21 protein-coding genes and 1 pseudogene are annotated in these 24,851 nt (G+C 57.9%); 5 read left to right on the top strand and 17 right to left on the bottom strand.

The window, feature by feature from the left end:
* Positions 1-711 precede the first annotated feature (711 nt).
* Entirely contained in the window at positions 712-1,593 is an 882-nt protein-coding gene (locus tag ACXHXG_RS15355) for a sugar phosphate isomerase/epimerase family protein (RefSeq protein WP_457899827.1), read from the bottom strand.
* Between the two features lie 30 nt (positions 1,594-1,623).
* Positions 1,624-2,613 carry a Gfo/Idh/MocA family protein gene (locus ACXHXG_RS15350; protein ID WP_457899826.1) on the bottom strand — a complete coding sequence of 330 codons (990 nt, stop codon included), beginning with the start codon at positions 2,611-2,613 and terminating at the stop codon, positions 1,624-1,626.
* A 130-nt stretch (positions 2,614-2,743) separates the two neighbouring features.
* On the opposite strand from ACXHXG_RS15350, the gene ACXHXG_RS15345 reads away from it, so the two are divergent.
* On the top strand, positions 2,744-3,568 hold the full coding sequence (locus ACXHXG_RS15345) for a helix-turn-helix domain-containing protein (protein ID WP_457899825.1): 825 nt from the start codon (positions 2,744-2,746) through the stop codon (positions 3,566-3,568).
* Positions 3,569-3,583: 15 nt separating this feature from the next.
* Here ACXHXG_RS15345 and ACXHXG_RS15340 read toward each other — a convergent pair whose 3' ends face one another.
* The 14 genes from ACXHXG_RS15340 to ACXHXG_RS15275 form a co-directional block, all read right to left on the bottom strand.
* Positions 3,584-4,273, bottom strand: coding sequence for a hypothetical protein (locus tag ACXHXG_RS15340; protein ID WP_457899824.1), 690 nt, complete (start codon positions 4,271-4,273; stop codon positions 3,584-3,586).
* A 281-nt stretch (positions 4,274-4,554) separates the two neighbouring features.
* Entirely contained in the window at positions 4,555-5,730 is a 1,176-nt protein-coding gene (locus ACXHXG_RS15335) for an MFS transporter (RefSeq protein WP_457899823.1), read from the bottom strand.
* Positions 5,731-6,064: 334 nt separating this feature from the next.
* Positions 6,065-7,702 (bottom strand): GMC family oxidoreductase, encoded by a 1,638-nt coding sequence (locus tag ACXHXG_RS15330; protein WP_457900015.1) that lies wholly within the window; start codon positions 7,700-7,702, stop codon positions 6,065-6,067.
* Positions 7,703-7,835: 133 nt separating this feature from the next.
* Positions 7,836-9,155 carry a histidinol dehydrogenase gene (gene hisD, locus ACXHXG_RS15325; RefSeq protein WP_457899822.1) on the bottom strand — a complete coding sequence of 440 codons (1,320 nt, stop codon included), beginning with the start codon at positions 9,153-9,155 and terminating at the stop codon, positions 7,836-7,838.
* Positions 9,156-9,246: 91 nt separating this feature from the next.
* Positions 9,247-11,049, bottom strand: coding sequence for a thiamine pyrophosphate-binding protein (locus tag ACXHXG_RS15320; protein ID WP_457899821.1), 1,803 nt, complete (start codon positions 11,047-11,049; stop codon positions 9,247-9,249).
* 777 nt (positions 11,050-11,826) lie between these two features.
* Positions 11,827-12,639, bottom strand: a complete 813-nt coding sequence (gene pcaD, locus ACXHXG_RS15315) for a 3-oxoadipate enol-lactonase (protein ID WP_457899820.1) — start codon at positions 12,637-12,639, stop codon at positions 11,827-11,829.
* Between the two features lie 196 nt (positions 12,640-12,835).
* On the bottom strand, positions 12,836-14,170 hold the full coding sequence (locus ACXHXG_RS15310) for an MFS transporter (protein ID WP_457899819.1): 1,335 nt from the start codon (positions 14,168-14,170) through the stop codon (positions 12,836-12,838).
* Positions 14,171-14,206: 36 nt separating this feature from the next.
* Positions 14,207-14,995 (bottom strand): benzoate diol dehydrogenase BenD, encoded by a 789-nt coding sequence (gene benD, locus ACXHXG_RS15305; protein ID WP_457899818.1) that lies wholly within the window; start codon positions 14,993-14,995, stop codon positions 14,207-14,209.
* Positions 14,992-16,014, bottom strand: a complete 1,023-nt coding sequence (gene benC, locus ACXHXG_RS15300) for a benzoate 1,2-dioxygenase electron transfer component BenC (RefSeq protein WP_457899817.1) — start codon at positions 16,012-16,014, stop codon at positions 14,992-14,994. The genes benD and benC overlap by 4 nt, the downstream gene beginning before the upstream one ends.
* Positions 16,015-16,051: 37 nt before the next feature.
* Positions 16,052-16,540, bottom strand: coding sequence for a benzoate 1,2-dioxygenase small subunit (benB, locus tag ACXHXG_RS15295; protein WP_457899816.1), 489 nt, complete (start codon positions 16,538-16,540; stop codon positions 16,052-16,054).
* Positions 16,537-17,895 carry a Rieske 2Fe-2S domain-containing protein gene (locus ACXHXG_RS15290; RefSeq protein WP_457899815.1) on the bottom strand — a complete coding sequence of 453 codons (1,359 nt, stop codon included), beginning with the start codon at positions 17,893-17,895 and terminating at the stop codon, positions 16,537-16,539. The genes benB and ACXHXG_RS15290 overlap by 4 nt, the downstream gene beginning before the upstream one ends.
* Positions 17,896-18,006: 111 nt before the next feature.
* Positions 18,007-18,945: a catechol 1,2-dioxygenase gene (catA, locus tag ACXHXG_RS15285; protein ID WP_457899814.1), complete on the bottom strand. Its 939-nt coding sequence runs from the start codon at positions 18,943-18,945 to the stop codon at positions 18,007-18,009.
* Positions 18,946-19,014: 69 nt separating this feature from the next.
* A complete protein-coding gene (gene catC / locus ACXHXG_RS15280; RefSeq protein WP_457899813.1) occupies positions 19,015-19,305 on the bottom strand; it encodes a muconolactone Delta-isomerase in 291 nt (96 codons plus the stop codon).
* Positions 19,306-19,309: 4 nt separating this feature from the next.
* Positions 19,310-20,461 (bottom strand): muconate/chloromuconate family cycloisomerase, encoded by a 1,152-nt coding sequence (locus ACXHXG_RS15275; RefSeq protein WP_457899812.1) that lies wholly within the window; start codon positions 20,459-20,461, stop codon positions 19,310-19,312.
* A 98-nt stretch (positions 20,462-20,559) separates the two neighbouring features.
* On the opposite strand from ACXHXG_RS15275, the gene ACXHXG_RS15270 reads away from it, so the two are divergent.
* Positions 20,560-21,534, top strand: coding sequence for a LysR family transcriptional regulator (locus ACXHXG_RS15270; RefSeq protein ID WP_457899811.1), 975 nt, complete (start codon positions 20,560-20,562; stop codon positions 21,532-21,534).
* A 384-nt stretch (positions 21,535-21,918) separates the two neighbouring features.
* Positions 21,919-22,086, top strand: a complete 168-nt coding sequence (locus ACXHXG_RS15265; RefSeq protein WP_457899810.1) for a hypothetical protein — start codon at positions 21,919-21,921, stop codon at positions 22,084-22,086.
* A 170-nt stretch (positions 22,087-22,256) separates the two neighbouring features.
* Here the strand turns inward: ACXHXG_RS15265 and ACXHXG_RS15260 are convergent, their stop codons facing one another.
* Complete coding sequence (locus ACXHXG_RS15260; RefSeq protein ID WP_260304512.1) at positions 22,257-23,231, bottom strand: AraC family transcriptional regulator; 975 nt, start codon at positions 23,229-23,231, stop codon at positions 22,257-22,259.
* Between the two features lie 421 nt (positions 23,232-23,652).
* Between ACXHXG_RS15260 and ACXHXG_RS15255 the strand changes: the two are divergent.
* Positions 23,653-23,781: pseudogene (locus ACXHXG_RS15255) on the top strand (LacI family DNA-binding transcriptional regulator); the annotation flags it as partial.
* Between the two features lie 63 nt (positions 23,782-23,844).
* Positions 23,845-24,714: a substrate-binding domain-containing protein gene (locus ACXHXG_RS15250; RefSeq protein WP_457900014.1), complete on the top strand. Its 870-nt coding sequence runs from the start codon at positions 23,845-23,847 to the stop codon at positions 24,712-24,714.
* The last annotated feature ends 137 nt before the right edge of the window (positions 24,715-24,851 follow it).

Raw genomic sequence — 24,851 nt, 5'->3', positions numbered from 1 at the left:
CCCTTCGCATTTCTGTCTTACGCCCGAGCCGGCACCTTGCGGTCGGTTCCGGCTCGGGGCGAAATGGCAATGCGCCTGGAGACCGGCAAGGAGTAGATAGGCAAGTCCGTCATGATGGGGGAGTAGCAACCTACATCGGCGCCGTTGTACCGCACCATGATCACCATGGTAGCGTGGCAGGAATTTCTGCTCAAAGCTGGCCTCGATCCGTTCGATCAGCTCCGGCGGCGGTGGGGGCTGGGCGGTTGCTTCGACGATCCCGGCATATCCAGCTCCTCGCGCGAAGCGTGCGCCTTGAGGAATCTAATCCAAGCGCCACAAAGACGTGTGCATGACATTACGCGCATTCGCGCGAATCTACCATGAATTGCATATCATCGTGCGAACGAAAAAGCTGCCGTCGAGATACGCTCGGCGGCAGCAAAGTTAGCCTTGGGAGGCTGGGAAAGTCGCATGTCCGCCACTCCTGCTTGCGGCGGTATGCAGCTCGTAACAATTCGTTGAGGCAAAAGAGTAATCTCGATTGCGGATCGAAATCCTCAATCTGCTCTGACCTCAAATTGATGAGGCCAGTTTGAACCAGGTGTATCCGCCCTGCAACTTCGCAGCTCGCGCATAGCATAAGCGAAGTACCGTGTGCGTCGCGTCAGGTTGCGTCATCGAAGGCGGCGCCGATGACACCTGTCACCGTCAGGTTTGCTCTCCCCTCGATCACAGAATCAAATTCTCCATCAGGTTCTTCAGCTCGCGTGCCACATCGTAGCTGTTGTCCTGATGCTGGCGATTGCAAAAAAGCTCGCAGCTCCACCATCCGTCATAGCCGGTTGCTTTGACCGCGCCGACCCATTCGGCGAGATTGAGGACACCTTTTCCGGTCGGAACATCGCGCAGAACCGGTTCGCTTGGTACGCCCCCTTCGAAGCGAAGAGAATCGCAAAGATGGACGCCGTAGATGAGGTCGCGATCAAGTCGGGCAATACGTTCAGGAGTGTCACCGGACGTGTAGGAGTGCCAGAAATCGACGACAACTTTGACGTTTGAGCGTTTGCATGCCTCGATCACTCGCAATTGATGATCCATTGTATTGAGCGGCGTCCAGGACAGCGCCTCCAGATAGACGATCAGGCCATAACCGGCCGCGATATCGGCAACGGCCGCCAGATTTCCGGCTGTAAGTTTCGTCTGCTGTTCGATATCGAGGTCGATCAGGCCACGGTAAAGCTCGGGATGCGTCGACTTGGAGTCAGGTTCGAAAACCCTGATATCTAGAGGCCCGGTAATCGCCTCAATGCCTTTTGCGCCGGCGGCAACGGCAAGCTGGCAAAGGGTGTCGGCATCCTGAAGCATCGCTTTGCGGGCTTCGCCCTGCCTTTCCAGATCGATCAGGAAGCCGATGCCGGGTAGGTCGAGGCCGGCAAGGCGCTCTTTCAGCTCGGTCTTGCTCCATCCTGCATCGAGAAACGCGGAAATCTTGGTGCCTGATGTCTCCAGGCCATCGAAGCCGAGGCTCTTGGCAATATCGATATCAATTGCCAGACTGTTTGGCTTGGATGCCATGGAGTGAAAAATAAGCTTGTTGTTCGATCTCGGCATATTTCGGTCCTTCACTGAATTCAGGTCATCTCAAACGGAAACCAGCCGACCTCGTTTCATCGAAGAGGCGATCGCTTCCGCAGTTTTCAGGGCGACCAAATTGTCATGGCCGGTGCTCAGCCACGCCGATGGCCGCTCAGTCGTCGCAAGAAATTCTTCCACGGTCGCATGATATGGATCACGCTCACGCACAGGTACCAACTCGTTACGGGCGCCGTTGCGGCGCAACAGGGTGCCCAGCCCCTTGGTGTCAAGTGTGCCGTGCGCAGTTAGAGTGCCATGGTCACCGGCCATCATAACGACGCTTTCGAACTCCGGTATCCCAAGGCTTTCATAAGCCTGGAAGAGCACGTGGTCCGTCATCTCGATAGTATACGCGATCTGCCTGGATCCTTGCTTATCTGGCATCGCGATGGAAGCTGCCTGGCTCGGTTCCTTTCCCGACAGGAATCGTGCTAGGTCGATATCGTCAACAGAAACGTCGAGCAGGATATTTTCGGCCTTTTCCTCAACATCACTTCGGCGCTGCGGACGAGGCTGGAACGGCGTGCAGCGCATGATGACGATGGAACGGAGCTCGCCGATTTCACCTTCCTCATACAAGCGCTTCATCGCCTGATGAATCTTCGACGCGCGAAAAGGCTGGTTAACGACCATGAGTGCGCGGGCATCCCTGCTGACGCCAACCAGCGCTTCAGCGATGCTGCTGCTGCTGGAAATCGGACCATCCGAAAGAACATGCTTTGCGGACGCCAACGCGGAAGAAATATAGTGTTTCCTGCGATCGCGTTGGGCGCTCACATAGACAAAACCAACCTCTTGGTCGCTAAGAGGTTTCCGGACATCGGTCGTCTTGTGAGGAATATCCATGTCCTCAGAAAAGGAACGTGCATATTCGCGGTTCCGACTGACAACCCACAACGGCCGGTGTCCTGTAGACCTGATGGCAAGCACCATATGTTCGGTGGCGATGGTTCCCGTTCCCATCACGGACCATCCATCCGATTTCTTCGGGGACATGCTTGGATCCTTTCAAAGGCACAAAGCAGAGTGGAGCGTCGCGCGTGACGCCGCAACTTCGCAATCTCTTGGAAAATGCCTCAATATGAAGTAGGATGAGCGTCAATTCGCTTCACATGGGAGGGGTAGCTTGGAACATCTTGGAAGAGACAAGATTGCCCTTGCCTCAAATTTGAGAACGCTGTGCGAGCGCCACGGTTCGGTCGCCGCGGTCTGTCGCAAAATTAACGTCAATCGCCAGCAGTTCAACAAGTACCTTTCCGGAGCGCATGCGCCGTCAGCTGCCAATCTCAGGATAATCGCAAATTATTTTGGGCTGAGCGTCCCGATCCTGTTTTCGGATCCTGAGGAATTCCAGACCCTGGTTGACGGCAATTTCTTCCATGCCATGGCGACGGCCCGCCAACTGCCGGAGTTCTCGCGTTTCGTGTCAAACATGATCGTCGAGAACAATTCAGACCATAATGACATCGTCGGGGTCTACGATCGCTATCAGTTCTCATCGATCTACAAAGGGTTCATTCTCAAATCTGCACTGTGCATTTACAAGAACCGAGAGTTCCTGCAGCACTATTACGTTGAGCGCTTTCCAAGCTTCGATGCTCCCGGCAAGACCGAGTACGTGTTCAAATATTATGGCTTTTGCTTTCCCGTTGCGGATCGTCTCTTTACCGCCGACTTCGAGGGGATCCAATCGAACGAGCTGACGTTTGGCGTCTATGCGCAGGTTAAAAGAAACTCCAAGAAATTTATGTTCGGTATTTCAAGTGGGATCGCAGCAACCGTATTCCGTCAGCCCTACTCGACTAAGGTCGCGCTACACTATCGCGGCCCTGGTCTTCTTCGCAGAGAGCATCTAAAAAGCCTTACAGTCCTGGAGCGCAACGATCCGGCGATCCCAAGGGAGGCACTTCAGTATCTCGGTGACGGCAGCGACATGATCCAGATGAGCTAGCGCCACGGCTCATAGTCATGGGTGGAGTTCGACCGCAAGCCAGACGCTATCCGTGTCGGCGTAATATCTATGCCAGGGGTATGTCCATTTGTTCTGGCCGGTCACGCGGCAGAAAGGATCGTGGCTGTAGCCGATTGGCATGATCACGTCTTCATAGAGAGTGACCTGGTCGCGTTCCTTGAACTTCTGCATGCGACCGGTTCCGTGGATCTGTGTGTGTACTTCGAGGAACGGGTGCTCGTTATGAATGAAGCAATCCGTATCACCGGGAGACCACCACAAATTAAGTTTCAGCGTGAAAGTCTGAGGCTCCTGAGCAACATTCCGTTCATTCGTGAAGACATAGGGATCGACCGTGACCGTTCCGATCTCATCCTGAGCGGAGATATAGAGCGGCGTATCCCGCGGAAAGCTGCGAATGCGGTTTCCGAGCCAGTCCCACCCGCGGAACACGCAGCCGCCCAAGTTCGTCGGTTGCTTGACTTTGATAAGCGCTGCTCGTTCGGCAGATTTGATGCGTCCGCCCTTCAGCCAAGTGGACTTCCAGGCCGGGACAATCGCTGGGTGCTCGGTACCGGTTACCATGGCACTAGGGCTGATGTTGACGACAACTGCGTCTTCGACGTCGAAATCACTGACGTTCTCGACCAGTTGTGCCGAGATGAAGTCGTCTGCGAACGCAAGATCTCGGGTTTGGTTTTTCAATTTTCGAACTCCCTGAATTATTGTCTTACAATAGGAAGCCACAGGATCTGGAATTTAAGAACTGCGCGGATTGAGGATTTTATTCGCAGTCTGACGCACAGCCAGCGCCTTACTGCGCCGGTTGGTTGGTCGGCGGAGCCAATACGACAAGCCTCTCCGCCCCCGTCCGCATTTCACTTGCTTTCGGGCCAACGATTTCAAATCCGGCGGGCATTCGGGACGAGAACATAGAACTGCTCGACCACTGCCATGGAAGCGAAAATGAGTTTGTTGTCTGACGCTCACCGTTCTACGAGAGCGGGTTTTCTTCGTCCCATCTTCTTTTTCGCCGAGAGAGCTCTTACCGACAGCAGCCCCGCAACAATGATCGGCAGGCACGATAGATAAAGCTCGCGCATGCCGGCATGCTCTGCGACAAAGCCTAGAAGCGGTGGGCCGCAGAAGAAAACGACGAAAGACATTTGTGCTAGAGCCGCCACATTGATATGTGCCGGCCGATCGGTACGCTGAGCTGCGGCCGAAATCGCCATTGGATACCCCGTGCTGCACCCGGCTCCCATCATCCCGAAGCCGATGAGCGCGATCCAAGCCGAAGGTGCCAACCAAACGGCAACGAGCCCTGCCGCTGATAGAACTAGCAGAACAAAACCGACAAACCTCGCTCCGAACCGGTCGACCAATGGATCTGCGACCAATCGAGCAACCGCCATGCAAAGCGTGAATGTCGTCAGGCCCAGGCCCTGCACGAAAGGTTCAACTGCGAAAACGTCACGCATGTAAATCGCCGACCAATCAAGTCCTGCCCCCTCCATGAGGAAAGAGGCAATGCCGATCACGCAAAGCGGCAAGAGCGCAAGCGTCGGCAACGACAAGAGAGGGGGCTTGGCGTGAACGATCTTGTTCCTCGGCGGTGCGGCCTCAAGACCCCAGATCACAGATCCGCCAGTAACAAGAACGAGGATGAAGACGACGGCAAGATGGAGCTCCATCGAAAAGCCCTCTTGGCGTACGAAAGAAGAGACGAGCGCCGTGAAAAAGAATCCAAGGCTCCAGAAGCCATGTGCCCGGTTCATCACGCTGCGGCCGATTCTAGCCTCGATGCGATCGATCTCAACGTTGAGGTTGATCTCGAGAGCGCCGGCAAGCAGCCCCTCCAGAAAAAGAATGACAAAGACCACCACTGCCGAACTCGTCCAAGGGACGAGAGCGAGCATCGCTGACGTGCCGATGACCGTTGCGAAAGCGGTCCGCCGCGCCCCGTAGCGCTCGACGAGCGGTGAACCTAAAGTGAGCGCGAATAGCGCGCCGATTGCAGCGCCGATCAGCGTCAGTCCGAGCCCTGACTTGTTGACTTGCAACTGAACCTGCAGATCCGGCAAACGCGAGAAAAATGCGCCAAGCGAAACTGCGAACAGGAAAAAGCAAATATAAATTCGCTGTTGCGGTGCTAACTTCATAGTGTCTCCGTTGCATCGAGCCACCTACACGGCGTCGAATCGCTGCTGGACTGTTTCTTCGGCTCTTTTGATTGGCACGAAAGCTCGCCGCAAGTCCCCGGCAACGAAGTGCTGTTTCTGAATGGCCGCAGCAAGCCCGAGGATCCCTCCACCTGCCTTTTCGTTTGTCTTCTGTCGCCGCGACCTATGATTTATGAGAGACCTTAAGGTTCAGCGCGTTTGCATGAACCGGCTTTCAAGCTTCGACCTCCTCGACCATTCAGGGATGGAAGGAGAGTATTCGATCAACGCCGATCGAACGACCGGCGAGACGGTCGGTCGCCTGTCGTTCAACCTAATGCGTAGCCTGTTGGGGCATCTCGACAGAGAACGCCTGAGGCAGCGGTTGCTCGCCTTTGATGAAGCTTGCGGCTCGCTCGCCGATCATGATGCAGACGGCGTTCGGATTACCGGAAATCAATGTCGGCATGACGGAAGCGTCGGCTACCCGCAATCCATCGATGCCACGGACCCGTAATTCTGGATCCACCACCGCACCTTCATCGAGACCCATTCGGCATGTGCCGGCTGGATGGAGTGCCGCGTGAGCCGTTTCGAGGCAGAATCGGCGGACCTCCTCTTTGGACCGCATGGACGGCGCTGGCAGTTGGCGCGCTGTGATGTAACGGCTGATGGCCGGTTTCTCCATAATGTCCATCGCGTGCAGAGTGCCGTTTGTAACGGCCTCCAGATCGTAGGGATCGGCGAAATAACGCGGCGCCACGCGCGGATTATCCAGTGGATTGGCACTGAGCAGAGTCACTTCTCCGCGAGAGCGGGGACGGATCTGCCCAAGGTTGACCGTACAGCCATTGCCGCCCGGGACCGCATCCACGCCCTCTTCGACGCCCGCGCCGACGACCAGGAAGAACTGGACATCGGGGACGCTCTCTTCCTTGTTGCCGAACCAGAACCCGCCGCCCTCGATAAGGTTTGAGGCCGCGGGGCCACCGCCAAACAAAATGTAATTGAGACCGGCGGCAAGTTTCCAGTGAGGCTTCTTGTACTTGTCGTAGCTATGGGGACCGTTGAGCTGATAGATCAGCGACATCTCGATGTGGTCCTGGAGATTTTGACCAACGCCGGGAAGATCCACGACAGCGGGAATGCCGTGCTGTCTCAAGGCAGCGGCTGGACCGATGCCAGAGAGCATCAGCAATTTCGGGGTCGCGATCGCACCTGCCGAGACAATCACTTCCTTTTCGGCTCGCACGGTGCACGTCCGGCCGCTTTCGACATATTCGACGCCAACGGCGCGCCCATTTTCGATGAGGATACGCGTCACGCGCGCCCGTGTTACCACGTCCAGATTCTTCCGGCGAAGGGCCGGCTTTATGAAGGCGACAGCCGCGCTGCTGCGGCGGTTGTTGCGGGCGGTGATCTGATAGAGACCGCAGCCAGCCTGATTGCCAGAATTAAAGTCCGGGTTGAAGGGCATGCCGGCTTGCTGGCAGGCTTGCAGCCATGCGCGCGTCAGCGGGTGAATCTGGTCAATGTCCGAAACACCAAGCGGTCCTCCTGTGCCGTGAACTTCATTGGCAAAGCGGTTGTTATCTTCGGACCGCATGAAATAGGGGAGCACATCGCGATAGCCCCAACCGCGAGCGCCAAGCGATTCCCATTGGGCATAGTCCTGAGGATTGCCGCGAATGTAGATCATCGCGTTGACGGAGCTTCCCCCTCCGAGCACCCTCGCCTGGACCATGGTCGGCTGCTCTGTGCGATTTTGCTCAGGCAAAGGCTCCCAGGGAAATCGCTTCAGCAGCTCCCCCTGGGCTGTCTTATAGTAGGCGCCGGGAATATGAATGTACGGATTGAGATCGCGGGGTCCCTCCTCCAGCAGAATTACGGAATTGGCTGCGTCCTCGGAAAGTCTCGACGCGATCACGCAACCAGTTGCACCGCCGCCCACGACGACATAGTCACAGGTCATCGACCAGTGTCTGTTGGCCGGAAAAATGCCGTAGCGAGCAGATCCGTAGGGCGACATGCTGATAGTTCCTCTTGAAGCTTTGCTTCTGATCGTTGATGCATTCGGAGCGTAACGGCCGTATCCTCGCCGGGATTTAACCGCGCTCGGTTCTACCCGCAGCCATTGCGTATCCGACGTTCTTGCCGCCGTATCTACGCACCCGGATGTTGGCTTGCTCGGCGTGGCCGGCAAAGCCTTCCATCAGGCACAAACGCGAGCCATATTCGCCGATCATCGCCGAGGCCTCGTCGGTCAGGATCTTCTGATAAGTGCAGGTCTTCAAGAACTTTCCAACCCAAAGACCCCCGGTGTAGCGCGCCGCCTTATTGGTCGGCAGGGTGTGGTTCGTGCCGATGACCTTGTCGCCGAAGGCGACGTTGGTGCGCGCGCCAAGGAAGAGGGCGCCATAGTTGGTCATGTTCTGCAGGAAATAGTCGGGATCTCGGGTCATGATCTGGACGTGCTCGGAGGCAACACGATCCCCTTCCGAGACCATTTCCTCGATTGTGTCGCAAACAATAATCTCGCCGACATCTTCCCAGGCCTTTCCGGCAACCGAAGCGGTCGGCAAGATTTTCAAGAGCCGCTCAATCTCGTTCAGCGTGTCGCGGGCGAGCTTTTCGGAATTGGTGATCAACACGGCTGGCGAATTCACGCCATGCTCGGCCTGTCCGAGCAGGTCTGTCGCGACGATCTCTCCGTCGACGCTGTCGTCGGCGATAACGAGCGTTTCTGTCGGGCCGGCAAAAAGATCGATGCCTACTTTTCCAAAGAGGAGCCGCTTGGCTTCAGCTACATAGGCATTGCCCGGACCGGCAAGCATGTCGACCGGGGCAATCGTTTCCGTGCCATAGGCCATGGCAGCGATCGCCTGCACACCGCCCAGGCAATAGATTTCGTCAGCGCCGGCAAGAGCCTGAGCAGCGACGATTTTCTCTGCGATCTTGCCCTGGAAGGGCGGAGCGCAGGTAATCACACGTTCGCATCCGGCCACACGGGCAGTTAGAACGGTCATGTGTGCCGATGCCAGAAGGGGATACTTCCCGCCGGGGACGTAACAACCGACGTTCTGGATCGGGACGTTCTTGTGTCCGAGAACGATGCCCGGGAGTGTTTCGACTTCGATATCCTGCAAGGCAGCGCGCTGCGCCTGCGCAAACTTGCGGATCTGATCCTGAGCAAAGTCGAGATCGTCGCGCTCCTGCCGGGTGAGTGAATTGATGCAGGTGGCGATCTCCTCCTTGGAGAGACGATAGGATTCGCGATCGAACTTGTCGAACTGGACCGAAAGTTCGCGGACGGCCCTGTCGCCACCAGCCTCGACCTTTGCCAGCAAGCCCTCCACGGCCTTGGTGATTGCGGCTTGGGTCTCGCCTGTAGCGGCACTTTTGGCTGTTTTGATGTGACGTATCATGACAAAAACTCTTCGTTTGCGGGAGCCAATTGCTCCGCATTCCAATGCGACGGGAGGAGGTTCGGGGCGCGGGCCGCGCCCCCGGGGAAGCTTACATGTGCTGCTCGAGAGCGCGCATCTTTGCGTAGGCCGCCTGTTCCTTTTCGTAGTAGGCCGGCGACGGGAAATCCCACCAGCCGGTTGCGAACGGTCCAGCCGCATCGCGAGAGACGATGACTTCGACGAGAGCCGGTCCGCCGCATTCCAGCGCCGCTTTCAGACTACTTTCGAGATCTTCGTCCTTCTCCACTTTCCAGGCCTCCAGGCCAAAAGCGCGAGCAGAGGCGGCAATATCAGCCGAATACGGGCTGCCGTTGCCAACATGGTGGTTGAATTCGGAGGCGATGTGTCGGCCCATGAATTTGCGCTGACCACCGCGGATGGACATGTATCCCTGATTGTTGAGAACGAGGAAGACGACGTTGATGCCGTTCATGACTGCGGTACCCATCTCTGGGAGTGACATCATGAAATCGCCGTCTCCAACGATCGCGACCACCTGACGGTCCGGGCAGGCCAGTTTTGCGCCGAGCGCGGCCGGCACGGCCCAGCCCATCGGCGAATAGGAACCCGATGTAAGATGGGTGCGCGGTTCGTAGACCGGGAAGCTTTGCTTCACTGATCCCTGCGTGTTGCCGGAGCCGACGACGACGATGCCGTCGCGATCCAGGACCTTGCGAAGTGCGACAAGCGGACGTTGAGAGGTGAAGGGCGTCTCTCGGCTGTTTTCGCGCGGTTCGACCTGGGCGCGCCAGTCGGCCTTTGCCTTTTGAACGTCCGCGAGGAACGTTTCTCGGCGCGAGAGCATTTTTTGCGATTGCGAGTCCGAGATTAGCGACAGGATCGCTTCGAGTGCCACCTTTGCGTCGGAGACAATACCGACCTCGGTCTCATAGTTCTTGCCGATTTCCCGTGGATCAAGATCGATGTGAATGAGTTTTGCCGACGGGATGGAGAAGGAAACGCCTTTCGCATAGGACGATGCCGACCAGTCGGTGAAACGGCAACCAACAGATAATACCACGTCGGCCGAGGCGGTAACCTTGTTACCGCAAGTGGTCCCCGTCTGACCGACCGCGCCGATAAACAGCTGATGGTCTTCAGAAATAGCGCCCTTGCCATTCCAGGTGATGGATACCGCCGCGCCGAGCTTTTCGGCCAAACGGGTCAGTTCTGCCGAGGCGCCGGCGGAAATGGCGCCGCCACCGGCAACAATGACCGGGCGTTCGGCAGACAGCAGGACCTTAACCGCAGCTTCGATGGCCTTCGGATCGGGATAGGCGATACCGATCGGCAGTCGTTTCTCAAGCGGGTGGATCGTGACATCGGCTGCCTCGACCTGCACGTCCATCGGCACTTCGACGTGCACGGGACCTGGCCTTCCGGTCAGCATGGCGCTGAAGGCGCGATGCATGATGCTCGGAAGAACCTCGACGGAGGTCGCCTGCCATGCCCGCTTCGTCACCTGCTCGGTAATGCGCGGAAAGGCGTTATCCTGCTGCCGCTCGAGCTCCTGCATCGTTCCATGACCATGCATGTATGTCTGCGGCGATCCGGAAACATAAAACAGCGATGTGGAGTCGCAATAGGCGGTCGCGAGACCGATGATGGTATTGGCGGCACCCGGCCCGACCGACGTCGAGCAGGCCATCGGCCTGCCGGATGCACGGAAGTAACCGTCGGCCATATGAACAGCACTCTGCTCGTGCATTACCTGAATGAAGGGGATCTCGGAGCCTTCCTGAAGGAAAGCATCGAATAGAGACCATATGCCGTGCCCTGGAACGCCCGCGACGTATTCGACACCGTATTCCTTCAGTGCCTTCGCAACTACCTGGCCACCCGTCAATTTCATTGGATCAACCCTCTATCTGTTTTGGCTTTGGCGACTGGAAGCTCCGCGCGCTCCACAGTTGGTGATATTAAGGGAGCAGAGAGCCGTGCCTCACAAGTTCGCAGGCGCGTATTATCCGACGCAAGCTGACGCACTGTTTTGCGAAAGTGCGATGGTTTCCAATTCTGCGGTCTAAAGAAGTTGAATTTGAACCAAGAAGTGGCTCGAGTCAGTCTCAGACGGCGTGAGCCGCAGTTAAAGGAAGTGGACGATGATGGTGCCTTTCTCACGATGGCTAGAGCCGCGCGAACGCATCAACTTCAGCCTAGCCGAGCCGTCATCGACGTTGCGGGAATAACCGGCGTCGTCGCTACGATGACCCGCATCCAGATCGTTTTGAGCGCAGGGTGACACTGCGCGGCAACTGACGCCGTCAGCAGTAGCCTGAGATCATCGGAGGACGGTGGTCTGCGATAGAAACCGCTCTACAAGAATGTTTAGCTTGTCCTGTCCAGCGCGCCGCTCGTTCGCCACTAGAAAGAATACGCGGGTGTTCGCCCTCGGACGTACAGATTTCGAGTCGAATCATCCAGTTTAGGATGCCGCCAGCCGTTTTGCGCGGAGAAGATTGACGCGCATAAAATTTTCCAAGGAAAATCAATAGCTCGTGAACCGTCGACCCGGCATCCATTTTGCAGCAGAGCCCTGGATGTCGATGCTGCAACCAGCAACGGCGATATCGGTCTCTACATCCCCGCCGGCTATAGCGTCCTTTCGGCGGAGCTATTGACACTCGCCTCACACCACCGCGGGATCGCGGATACTCCAGTTGAGAAACTTTCTAAGCTCAGCATTGAACGCTGGCGCAGATTCGACATTAACAATATGCCGTCCCGGCAAGGACACGTGATGCCCCCGCCGCACATTAAGAGCAATTCTCGCCAGATCGGGCGGCGGACACACCGGATCGTCTTCACCGGAGACGGCAAGCAAGGGGTTGGCGATCCGTTTGACTTCTTCCCGCAAATCCGCGTCGGCCAAAGCCGCGCAGCAGCCAATATAGCCATCGGGCGCTGTCGCGCCGAAATTGACCAAGATCTTGCCGATGGTATCGGGTTCAGCGGCTGCAAACTCAGGCGTGAACCAGCGCTCGACGGTGGCCGCGACTAAGCCGCTAAGGCCGTTTTCGCGGACTGCCTCCATGCGTGCGACCCAGCTTTCGGTTGTGCCGATCCTGGTGGAAGTCGCACATACAATGATCCTATCCAGACGATGACCGGCATGAATTCCCAACCACTGTGCAGTCAGACCGCCGATGGACAGGCCGCAAAAATGTGTGCGCCCTATCTCCAACGCGTCGAGCAACGCGATGGTATCGTTACCTAGGTCGGCCAGCGCATAAGGCGGTGGCGGTGCCGACGAAAGGCCATGACCACGGCGATCGTAACGCAGTATGCGGTAGTGCTGCGACAGTACCGCTACCTGCGCATTCCACATGTGCAGATCGGTGCCGAGCGAATTGCAGAACATGAGCCAAGGCTTGTCGTCGGCGCTCCAGTCACCGTCGATGCGATAATGCAAGCGGTGGGTGGCGAGATCAAGATAGGGCATGGCTTGAGGACTTTCGGTGTTTGATAATGGCATGGGACAGGTTCCCGACGGTTCGACTATCCCGCTCCCGATGACGAGGGGCGCCTCAACCTCGACGTGAGAGGCGCCGACGGCCACATCGGGTGGCGTCGGCGACGCAAGCGTGAGGCTGATCTGCGGTCTGTTGCATCCATCCGCCGGTCAGCCTCCCGCACCCTTATGCCGCAGCCAGAAAGAGGGCGTCGGCGCGGCGGGCGTTGCTGATCGCGAAGACCAGCATGGCGAGCGCCGAGACCGCCGCGGGGATCGCGAAGATCAAGAAGTTCTGCTGCAGTGGCAACTGCTGGGCAAGAAGCACACCGCCGAGGGTTGGACCGACGATTGCGCCGATGCGGCCAACGCCGGACGCCCAGCCCAGCCCCGTGGAACGGACGGAGAGGTTATAGAGCTGGGCGACGCTCGCATAGAGCAGGATCTGCGTGCCGATGGTGGTGGCGCCGGCGATGAAGACCATCAGGAACAGCAGTGCTGCCGGCAGATTGAATCCAATCAGCGCGATCGAGAGGGCAGCCGCTACGAAGAAGCCGACGACGACTTTCGGCAGGCCGAACCGGTCACCCAGCCAGCCGCCGACGATGGCGCCGACCATGCCGCCGAAATTGAGAGAGAAGAGGCTTAAAAGGCTTGCTTTTTCAGCGTAGCCGGCTTCCTGCAGGACTTTCGGCAACCAAGACGACAACAGATAGACCAGCAGCAGGCAGCAGAAGAATGCGACCCAAAGCATAAGCGTGCGCAATGTGCGCTGGTGGCGGAACAGTTCGGCGACCGATGCAGACGCGCCCTTGGTTTCGGTGAAGACGAGCCTGACCTCGTCGCCAAGGCGGGCAGACGGATCGATCTTCGCAAGGATCTGATTGGCCCTCCCCTGCTGGCCCTGACGGATAAGGAAGCCGAGGGATTCCGGCAGCTTCCAGAGCACCAGCGGCAGCATGAGCAACGGCAGCGCCGCAACGAAGAACATCGGCTTCCAGCCGAATTGTGGAATGAGACCAATACCGAGACCCGCAGCGACCATGCCGCCGACCGAGTAGCCGGAGAACATCAGCGCCACCATGGTGCTGCGAAGGCGCTTGGGGGCATATTCGTTCATAAGCGCTACCGCGTTCGGCATCAAACCGCCGCAGCCAAGACCGGCGACGGAGCGAAAGATTTTGAACTGGTCGGGCGAACTGGCGAAACCGGTCAGAAGCGTGGAAACGGTGAACAGCAGGAAGCTGATCGCAATGCCTTTCTTCCGCCCGATCCTGTCGGCCAGAGAGCCGAAAGCGAGCGCACCGAACATCATTCCGAAGAGAGCCCAGGCCTGCAGTGCGCCGGCCTGCGGTTTACTGAGGCCCCATTCCGCAATCAGCGTCGGCAGCACCGTACCGGCGACGAAGACGTCATAACCGTCGATGATCAGCAGCAGCGCGCAAAGCGCCACCACTAACCACTGAAATCGCCCGAAAGGACTGTTATCTATTGCTTCATTCACATCGATAGTGCGCATCATTGCTCCTCCCCGAGTTGCTACGCCGGTTTCGAAATGTCAGCCGGTATCACCTCCGGCCACAGGCAGCACGCTGCCGGTAATGTAGGATGCTTCGTCCGAGGCCAGGAACAGGATCGGCGCCACCTGTTCCTCGATGGTCCCGTATCTCTTCATGAAACTGGATTGCTTCACCTGTCCGACAACGCCGGCCATCCAAGCCTTCTCCGCTTCCGTATCGCCCTCGATATTGCGCGGAACCCGACGCTGCGGCGCTTCCGTGCCGCCTGGTGCGGTGGCGACGACGCGGATATTGTGCTCCGCGAGTTCCATGGCAAGCGACTGCGTGATGGCGTTGACGCCGCCCTTTGCCGCCGAATAAGGTACGCGGTGGATCCCGCGCGTTGCGTTCGAGGACACGTTGACGATGGTGCCGCGGCCGCGTGCGATGAGATGCGGCAGGACGGCATGGCAGCAATAGAGCGTCGGCATCAGCGAGCGGCGGATCTCCGCGTGGATCTGCTGCGGCTGGAATTCCACATAGGGTCGCATGCGGATCGCGCCGCCGACATTGTTGATCAGGATGTCGATGCCGCCGAAGTGTTCTTCGGCAAAGCGCATCGCGGAAGCCGCGCCCTCGTAAGTCTCCAGATCGGCATTGAAGGCGGCGGTTTCGGCGCCACTAACTTCGGCCGCGACCTCCGCCACGAAATCGGCGCGATCCACGAACAGCACCTTGCCACCTTCTGCCGCGGCGCGGATCGCCACGGCTCGGCCGATACCTTGGGCGGCGCCGGTGACGACCAGCACCTTACCGTCAAACCGATTTGCGAAGCGCGGCGTGCTCATGCAGCCTCCTTCGCCACCGCATTCGGCGTGAACTTTTCATAGTGAAAGCTTTTCGGCTTCACGCCGCTATCGTCGAAATGCTTGCGCACCGCATCGACCATCGGTGGGGGGCCGCAGAGATAGACGTCGACATCGCCGCCATGAAGCACCTCCGCCGGCATATGTTGAGTGACCCAGCCCTTGCGCGGATGGATCGATGCCTCTTCTGCCACGACGGTTGCGAAGCTGAAGTTGGGCAGGCGTGCCGCATAGGTCTCGATCTCGTCGACGAGGACCAGATCGAGATCACGCGTGACGCCATAGATCAAATGGACCTCCTGCTGCGAATTCTCCCAGGCCAAGACCTCGAGCATCGACAGGAAGGGCGCGAGACCAGTGCCGCCGGCGAGGAAGAGGAGCGGACGCTTGACTTCCCGCAGATAAAAGCTTCCCAGCGGACCCGTCAGCTCGAGTTTCGTGCCGACTGCGGCACGCTCCAGCCAGTTGCTCATGACACCGCCCGGGATCTTCTTGATCAGAAAACCGATCTTCTGCTCGCCCGGTGCCGTGCTGAACGAATAGGATCGGCTTTGGCCGCTGCCCGGCACGTCGATGTTGACATATTGGCCAGGCAGGAACGCGGGCGCGGCTGCCTCGACATCCAGTTCCAGCACGATCGCCGCATCGTTGTGCGACGCTATCTCCGCCACCGTGGCAGCGAATTTTTGCTGCCCCGTCTTGCAGGCGGTAGATGTCGTCGGCACGGCGATAACGCAGTCTGATGTCGGCTTCATCTGGCAGGTCAGTACGAGCCCGGCCTTTGCCTCGTCGGCGGTCAGGGCATCATCGATATAGTCGTCGCCGAGATCGTAGGAGCCGCTTTCGGCGCGACACTTGCAAGTGCCGCAAACGCCGTCGGAACAGTCCATCGGCAGGTTGATCTTGGCGCGGAAGGCTGCATCGAGAACCTTCTCACCTTCCTTGCATTCGATGAAGCGGGTCACCCCGTCCTCGAAGTTCAATGCGATCTTGTAGCACATGACTCCTCCTCAAGGCCGCGGTTGCGAGAGCCGGCCTTCAGATGTGATAGATGTCGATGACCTGGCGAATGTAGTCGCTCTTCAACACGATTTTCTTATTGGCGATCAGAAGGTTGTCGCCGTCCTTGCGCAGCGTGACGAACATGGCGCCGAAGAACTGGTCAGTGACCTTGTAGCGATGGTTCAACGTGTGGAAATTGTACCGCACGTCGACTTCATCGCCGCGGACCTCAACGATTTCGACATTTGTGACGCTGTGACTAGTGCGCGGCTCCGGAGTTGAAGCACCGGATCGTTCGGTCTTGATGCGGAACACGCGGTCTTCGAGGCCGTCACGGCTTGGGTAATAGATGAGCGAGATCTCCGACTGGGGGTCCGTCGTAATCTCATCGTCGTCATCCCACGCTGGCATCCAGTAGGTGACGTCGAGTGCATAGCAGGTTAGCCATTCGTCCCACTCCCGATCATCCAGAAGGCGCGCTTCGCGGTAAAGGAAGGCGCAGATGGCTTCATAGGAAATACTCATCCTACAACTCCGTTCTTTTCGGCAGTCAGCGCTTCGCGCATCACCTTGGCCCAGTATTCATGCTGGCGCACGAACAGGCCCTCATCCTCGCTGCGCTCTCCTGAAAGGAGAGGCTTCATGCCCATCCTCTTGGCGTTTTCGTCTGGTCCGTCGATCCAGAGCGGCGCACCCCGCGACAGGTCGTTCCAGAGCGCCGCCGCGCCGGCGTATCCAGCCTGGCAGGCACGAAATTCCTCCAGGTCGTCCGCCGTGCCCATGCCGGACACGTTGAAGAAGTCCTCATATTGTCGGATGCGCAGCGTACGATCCGGCTCGCTTTCACCCTTCGGTGCAAAACAGAAAATGCTGATCTCCGTCTTGTCGACGCTGATCGGGCGTGTCACGCGGATCTGTGTGCTGAACTGGTCCATCAGGAACACGTTCGGGTAGAGGCAAAGATTGCGAGTCTGGTTGACGATGAAGTCTGCCTTCTCCTCGCCGACACGGGCCTTGATCTCGTCCCGGCGATTGTAAACCGGACGGACTTCCGGGTTCATCGTGTTGGTCCACAACAGGATGTGGCCGTTCTCGAAGCCATAAACGCCGGCAATCGACTTGCTCCAGCTATGGGCATCGACTGCCTTCGTGCCCTCTTCCTTGCGCCGGCCCATCGTTGCGGCATAATTCCAGTGGACGGAGCTGACGTGATAGCCGTCGCAGCCGTTTTCCATCTGCAGCTTCCAATTGCCGTCATAGATGTACGAGGAATTGCCCCGTAGAACCTCCAGACCGTTCGGCGCTTGGTCGACGATTTGGTCGATGATGATCTTCGTTTCGCCGAGGTAGTCCGCGAGAGATGCCACGTCCTCTTTCAGGCTGGCGAACAGAAAACCCCGATAGCTTTCGAAACGGGGAACGCGCTTCAGGTCATGCAAACCGTTCTGCGCGAACTGGGCAGGATATTGCGTGGTCTTCTCGTCCTTGACCTTGAGCAGTTTGCCGGTGTTCGAGAATGTCCAGCCATGGAAGGGACAGGTGAAACTGCCCTTGTTACCATGCTTGCGCCGGCACAGCATGGCTCCCCGATGCGCGCAGGCGTTGATGACCGCATGCAATTCCCCAGTCTTGTCGCGGGTGATCACCACCGGCTGACGGCCGATATAGGTGGTGTAATAATCGTTGTTGTCGGGGATCTGGCTCTCATGCGCCAGATAGACCCAATTGCTTTCGAAGATATGCTTCATCTCCAGCTCAAACAGGTCCTCGTCGGTGAAGATGTCCCTGCGGCAGCGGAATAGGCCGGCCTCCTTGTCGTCCTGCACGGCTGTGGCGAGCAGATGATCGAGGTCTCGTGCTTTGTCGATAATTGCGGACATAGCGTTTCTCCCGCAAAGAGCACGTCGGTCATGGGCGCGGTCTTTGCAACAATGTCGATATGACGATGGTGTCCGGAGTTGGTGGCCCGTTCGGACCACTGGTCTCGCGGCTTATGCGGCTGCGCGCTTGCGCTGCTCGTTGATCTGGTTGTCGATGCCGTTCACCAAAGCGGTCAGGTGAATGTCGAATTCGATCTCAGCAAACGGTCCGCTCAAATCATTGGCCCGGATACTAGCCTCATCAGTTCGTTCGATAACGGCCGGAACCAGACCATCTCGGGTCGCATAGGCGAAGTCGTCATTGACCAACGGGTCACCCTCGATGTTGATCTGGGTCGTCAACTTGCGGTGACCGTCGCCGCTGATGAAGAAGTGGATATGCGCCGGACGCTGGCCGTGGCGGCCGAGTGCGGATAGCAACTGCTCGGTCGGGCTGCCCGGCGGCACGCCATAGCCGTGCGGCACGATGCTCCGGAACCTGTAACAACCCTGCTCGTCCGTGACGATCGTCCGACGCATGTTGAACGGCGCCTGCTTGCCTGTCGGATCAAAGTGCGAATAGAAACCGCGCGTATCACAATGCCAGACTTCGACCGTCGCCCCTGGCAGCGGCCTGCCGTCGGAACCGTAGACGGTGCCGTGCATGATCAGGGCATGGCCGTTCTCGTCGGTGCCATCGTCGAGACGGGCAAAGCCATGCGACACGGGCGCGCCTGCTACATAGAGCGGACCTTCGATTGTGCGCGGCGTCGGGTTTTCGATGCCGAGCGCCGCATCGATCGCGTCCAGGCGCTCGTCGAGGAAGTGATCGAGACCGAGGCCGGGCGAGATCAGACCGGCTTGGCTTGTGGCGCCGATCTCATTGAGCCAGGCGATCCCGGCCCAGTATTCGTCGGGGGTGATGTCGAGATCGTCGATCGCCTTGAACAGGTCGGACACGATCCTATGGACGATCTGCTTGACCCGCGGATTGCCACCTTCTTGGTCCAATCCGCTCAGGACCTTCAGGAAGTCCTGAATATCCGGTCTGTTGAAAATCTTCACGCTCATTTTATCCTCCTCTTGGATTGCTCCTGAAGCTGGCGGGGATTCCTTCCCTCGGAAACCGCCGACATCGGCTTAGCTATCGTCCTCGCGGATCGCGGAGGGATGCCGCAACAGCGGCGTCACCTCGATCTCCATGAACTTGAACAGAGGCAACCTCGAGAGGATCTCGTGGAGCTCCGCGTTGTCCTTCACATCAAAGACGCTGTAGTTCGCGTATTGACCGGCGATCCGCCAAATATGCCGCCACGTACCGACACGCTGCAGTTCTTGCGAATAGGCCTTTTCCCTGGCGAGAATGTCCGCCGCCTCTGCTGCGGGCAGGTCATGGGGAAGCTTCACGTTCATGCGCACATGAAAAAGCATGATCTTAGCCCGCCACACGAAGCCCTGACGGCGGCTTGCCGTGCCGGCTGAAGCGACTGATCGCATCCTCGTTGAGCATGACGCCAAGACCTGGGCCTTGCGGCAGCTTCAGTTCGAAGTCCTTGAACAGCAAAGGCTCCTCAAGGATCTCCTCCGTCAGCAACAACGGGCCGAAGAACTCCGTACCCCATGGCAGCTCCTTCACACCGGCCATCAGCTGCGCAGCAGCGATCGTCCCGATCGGTCCTTCCAGCATGGTGCCGCCATAGACACTGATGCCGGCCGTTTCCGCGATGGCGATGACCTTGGCGGCGGCAAACAGCCCGCCCGCCTGTTCGATCTTGATCGAAAATACGTCGGCTGCGTGCGCTGTCACCGCTTCGAGCGCGCTTTCCGGGCCGATCAGCACTTCGTCAGCCATGATTGAGATCGATGAGGCCCGCGTCAGCCGGGCAAGCGGCGCGATGCCGGGAACCGGTTGTTCCACCAGGGCGCAGCCCGCGTCGGCGAGTGCCGCAATCGCTTTGTGCGCCTCCCGCTCCCGCCAAGCCATATTCACGTCGACACGAATCGACGCCATGTCCGGTAGCGCCTTTCGAATGGCCGCCACATGGCCGATATCCTCTTCGATCGACTTGGCGCCGATCTTCAGCTTGAAATCCTTGTGCCGCCGTTGATCGAGGAGTGCCTGCGCCTCATCGATATCCTTCGCGGTATCGCCGGATGCGAGCGTCCAGGCAATCGCGAGGCTGTCGCGACGCCGGCCACCGAGCAATTCCGACATCGGCACGTCGAGACGGCGGGCCTGGCAGTCCAGCAGAGCGGATTCCACAGCACACTTGCTGAAATGATTGCCCTTCACGGCCTTTCGTACGAGATCCATCGCGGCCTGAACTCGCGTCGCATCGCGTCCCAGAAGCAAGGGGGAGATATATTCGTCGATCGTAAGCTTTATGCCTTCCGGGCTCTCGGGTCCGTAGGCGAGCCCGCCAATGGTCGTTCCCTCGCCAAGGCCCTCGATCCCGTCGGAGCAGCGCAAGCGCACGATCGTCATGCTCTGCCGGTTCATGGTGACCATCGAGAGCGTGTGCGGCCGGATAGTCGGCAGATCGAGTATAATAGTCTCGATCGACACGATACGAACTTCCGCGGACAATGCGCTTCCTCCCTTTATTTACAGGAAGGCTAGCGCTCGCTTAGTGTCAGGTCCAAAACTATATAAGTCGAACTTCATACCCAGGAGGTATAATAGGCATGGAGCTACGCCAACTCCGCTACTTCGTCGCGGTCGCCACCGAGCGCAACTTCTCGCGCGCAGCCGAAATCCTCCACATTGCCCAGCCACCGCTTAGCCGGCAAATCCAGCAGCTGGAGGAGGAACTGGACGTGCATCTGATCGACCGATCCAAGCGGCCCCTGAGCTTGACGGAAGCAGGACGATTCTTCTTCGAACAGGCCTCGCAGATCACGGCGCGGCTCGACCATATCCGTGAGCAGACGCGGAGAATAGGAAAGGCGCAGCGCGAACGGTTCATCATCGGCTGTGTCGGCTCGACGCTCTATGGAGGCATGCCGGAGCTCGTTAGGCGCATGCGGCAGCGTTGGCCCGATCTCGATATCGAGATCCGCGAAATGATGTCGACCGAACAGGTGACCGCGCTCAAGGAGCGGCGCATCGATTTAGGGTTCGGCAGGGTGCGCTTCAACGACAGGGAAGTCGAACGGCTGACGTTGCGGGAGGAGCGGCTTGTCGTCGCCTTTCCCAAAAACCATCCGAAGTCCATGTCAAACGAACCCATCGCCCTTCGCGACCTCGAGGGCGAATCCCTGGTCATCTATCCCTCTACACCGAGGCCAAGCTTTGCTGACGAAACCTTGACTTTGCTCGGCGAGCTCAATGTCAATCTCGGGCATGTCGAGGAGGTCCGTGAAATTCAAACGGCGCTGGGCATGGTAGCCGCGGGCGCCGGCCTGTCCATCATCCCCGCGGCTTCGCAGCGCCAACGCCCTGACGATGTCTGCTATCGTATGATTGCCGACGAGAAGGCGACGTCGCCAATCATCATGAGCTATCGACGTAACGAAGGTAGAGGCCGGATCGAATCGATAAAGCAGATTATCCGCGAAATGTATGCCGACAATCCCCCCTGGCTCCAGCTCTCCAATGTTCGTCTCGACGCACTTGAGAGTGGAGATGGGCCAGTCGGGCTCGTTCCTCGACCTGATTGACAGGAGGCGACTCGGAACGAAGGGCAACGATGCGGCCTGGTAAGACAAATGCAACTCCGACGCCTTGAACCATTTTGTCGTACCAATATTCGTAACGATTTACTTTCAATCGCTGGGAGGAGCCGGATTCTGGGGTGACGTCGCGCTTTCGAAGTGTCAGCCGTCGTCATCGCCGAACGTCGCGGAGAAGGTTTTGCCGTAAGGATAGAATAGATCCTTGCGTCTCTGCTCCCAAGCCTCCCGATGTTCGTGACGCGTGATGTTCCCAATCCTTGAAGCATTTGCCGCGGACGACGCGGAGGTCCTGGCGAAGGATTTCCACCGTGGGACGTCAGAAGAACCAGTTTCTGCTGCGCGGCTTACTGCCGTCCGGATCTCGGTGGTTTGCCGCAAGTCTTCCGCTTCACGCTGACTGTTGCCGCTTCGCCGGATGCTCCGGACGGCTACGTGTCCGCGCTTGGCGACCTGACGCTGATGGATATCTTCACTCTGCCGAAGCAGTGTCACCTTTGGCGTCGGTCCACTCTTCGTGCTGCCGACGGCTACCGATGATGCGCTGGGAAGCCGCAAATGGCAGGCGGGCACCGCCGGCGGCGAAGAGATACTAGATGCTCCTCTTGCCGGCATCGCGGTGTGCCGAGATGGTGATGCTTTCTGTCATCAAGAGAAAAGGTGTCGCCAATTCAGCCGCCCCTCCCGCGGTTTCCGATTGGCAGCTACTTCTAACGATCCAATGTCTGGCGCGGCGTCTCGCCGAAGGCTCTGACATACAGGGCGGAGAATCGACCCATGTGGGAAAAGCCCCAGCGCTTGGCGATGTCGGAGATCAGCACATCCCGCGACCTCCCCGATTTGAGCTCACACCTTACCCCATCAAGGCGTAGCTGGCGCAGATAGGCCATTGGCGTCATGTCCTTGAATTGCCGGAAAGCCGCCTGTAGCCCACGGACACTGACGCCAGCTTCACGGGCAATGTCCTCTATCGTCAGCGGAGACGCAATCTGCGCCATCATGAAGTCAATCGCTCGTTTAACGTGTCTAGGAACGGCCGAGGGCTGACGACGATTTAGCAAGGCGGAATATCGATGCGGGAACGATTCCAGCAGCGTCACCATGATTGTGCGAACAAGCATTTCATTGGAATGCGTTGCGATGAAATCATTCGCGTTCGTCACAAGGTCGGTCCACAGTAGCTTGCACATTGCCGCCAACTTGCGGCCCGGACCATTGCGGGTGTCGGCGGTTACCATCAACTCGATATCTTGCATGACGGGCGCGTCAATCATCTCGCTGAGTTGCTGCGTAAGCGCTTTGCGGCTAAATCCAATGCCGATATGGCTTCGATTGGGGCGGAACCGCAGAGAATTCGAATGCCCGAGGTCGCATGCGAAAATCGTCCCTGGAGCCAACAAATGTCGTTGTCCACGTATCTCGAACTCTAACGCTTCAGTCAGCGGAAGATACATAGCATACATATCCGGGGGGTCGGAGATACAGATCTCCATGTCGGGGGGACAATTGCCGGCCCAAATGCCGAATTCACCAATGGAAAAATGCTGGTCTGCGACAGAAATCGCTTTGCTACCAGCGATTGTGTTTACGAGTGCCGGTTTGAGGGTTTCGGCATAGTGCTTACGGAGTTCGTCGACGCCGGCTTCACTGACGTTGAAACGGGAAACCCTTTCTTGACCACCCACGCTTGCGTTCCTCCTTAATCGCAACACCGTTCGCGCTTCCACCTCCGCATAAAGAATTGCGGATCAACTTAGCGCGATGCAGCAATGGGACGCCTGGAGCGCCGCACAGAACTCCCTTCCCGGTTTTTATTCGAGAGGTGAACGGATCGCGGTGCAATTTTACTCTTCAATTAAAGCCAAATCAGCCGAGCGCCTTCCTCCAAGGCAATACCGCGGGACACCTTGGGTCTCGCCTAACAAGTGAGAGTATGACCAACCGGCTACTCGCAATCATCATAGCTCTTACAGGGCCATTCCTCTTATTGAGTAACGTTTACATATGTAACGTTTACACAAATAAACGCTTGTATGTTCTGCTGTCAACGGTCTATTTCAAGACACTGTTACTTGGCCACGCATCCACGAAAGTTAAGAGTAATTTATGGTCGGAATCAGGGACATCGCAGCGCATTTGAACGTCTCCGTTGCAAGCGTCTCGCGCGCGCTTAACGGTCATCCATACGTTAACGAGGATCTGCGAACACGCGTGGTCGAATGCGCCCGGCTGCTTGGATATCAGCCAACTCAGTCCGGACGCAGCCTACGGCAGGGCCTATCGAGGACAGTTGGCTTTATGATCGAGACACATCCGAAACTTGCCGGACTCATAGACCAATTCCTCATGTCGATCTCTGACGGTGTTCAAAGTGTGATGCATCGTCATGCCCTCAATCTGGTCGTCCTTCCATGCAGCGCCGACGAGGATCCCGTGGACTTTGTCAGAGACGTTGTGGCGCGACGTTTTGTCGACGCGCTCATTCTCTCTGCCACACGGCCGAATGACAAACGCGTTGGAGTTTTGGCGCAGGCCGGCATGCCCTTTATAACCCTGGGGCGAACTGGGTCTCGCCCCGAGCACGCATGGATCGACCTCGATTTCGAGAATTTTGCGGAACAATCGGTCGATCGGCTTTATCGGTCCGGACACAAAAGAATTGCGGTGATGGTGCCCGTCGGCCCGTTGAATTTCGGGCGCATCACTTTGGAGGGCTACAAACACGCCTTGGCAGCGCGTGGCATGCCATTCGACCCGGAGCTTGTTGCTCATGTGATGCTCGATGAAGCCAGTGCATCAGCGGCCTGCGATACTTTCCTTAAGAATGCCGATCCGCCGACAGGTATAATCCTAATCAACGAAGCTTTGGCTTCGGGCGTCTATAGGCGCCTCGGAGAAGGCGGTCTGGAGCCTGGTCGGGATATCGCCATCATCAGCCTCGAGGATGGTCGCCTACGCACCCTCCCCTCACCGCTCACAAGGTTTCGATTTGATACCCGTGAGATTGGTATTGCATTGGGCGAGGCGCTTCTTTCTCGGATCCCCGCATTTGCCGAGCTCTATCCTGCAACCAAGGATCAGCAACTCTTCCAGTTTGAGATCGTTGAGGGAACAGGGGCCGAAGGTAAAACATCCGACCCTCCCGCCAAAACCGCGTCGTCGAGTTGAGGATGACCAGTATCCCTCGACAGCGGTGTTATCTGTCACTTGGCACCTAATCGCAAAAATCCTGTCTTAACGACATCAGTTAGTTAGCATTGAAGTAAACTTGAGAACTGGCATCTAAATGGAGAACGGCGCCGGGC

It is taken from the genome of Rhizobium sp. LEGMi-198b, from assembly GCF_054114205.1.
The sequence above is the reverse complement of the archived record's forward strand: the minus strand, read 5'-3'. Positions and strand labels throughout refer to the sequence as shown.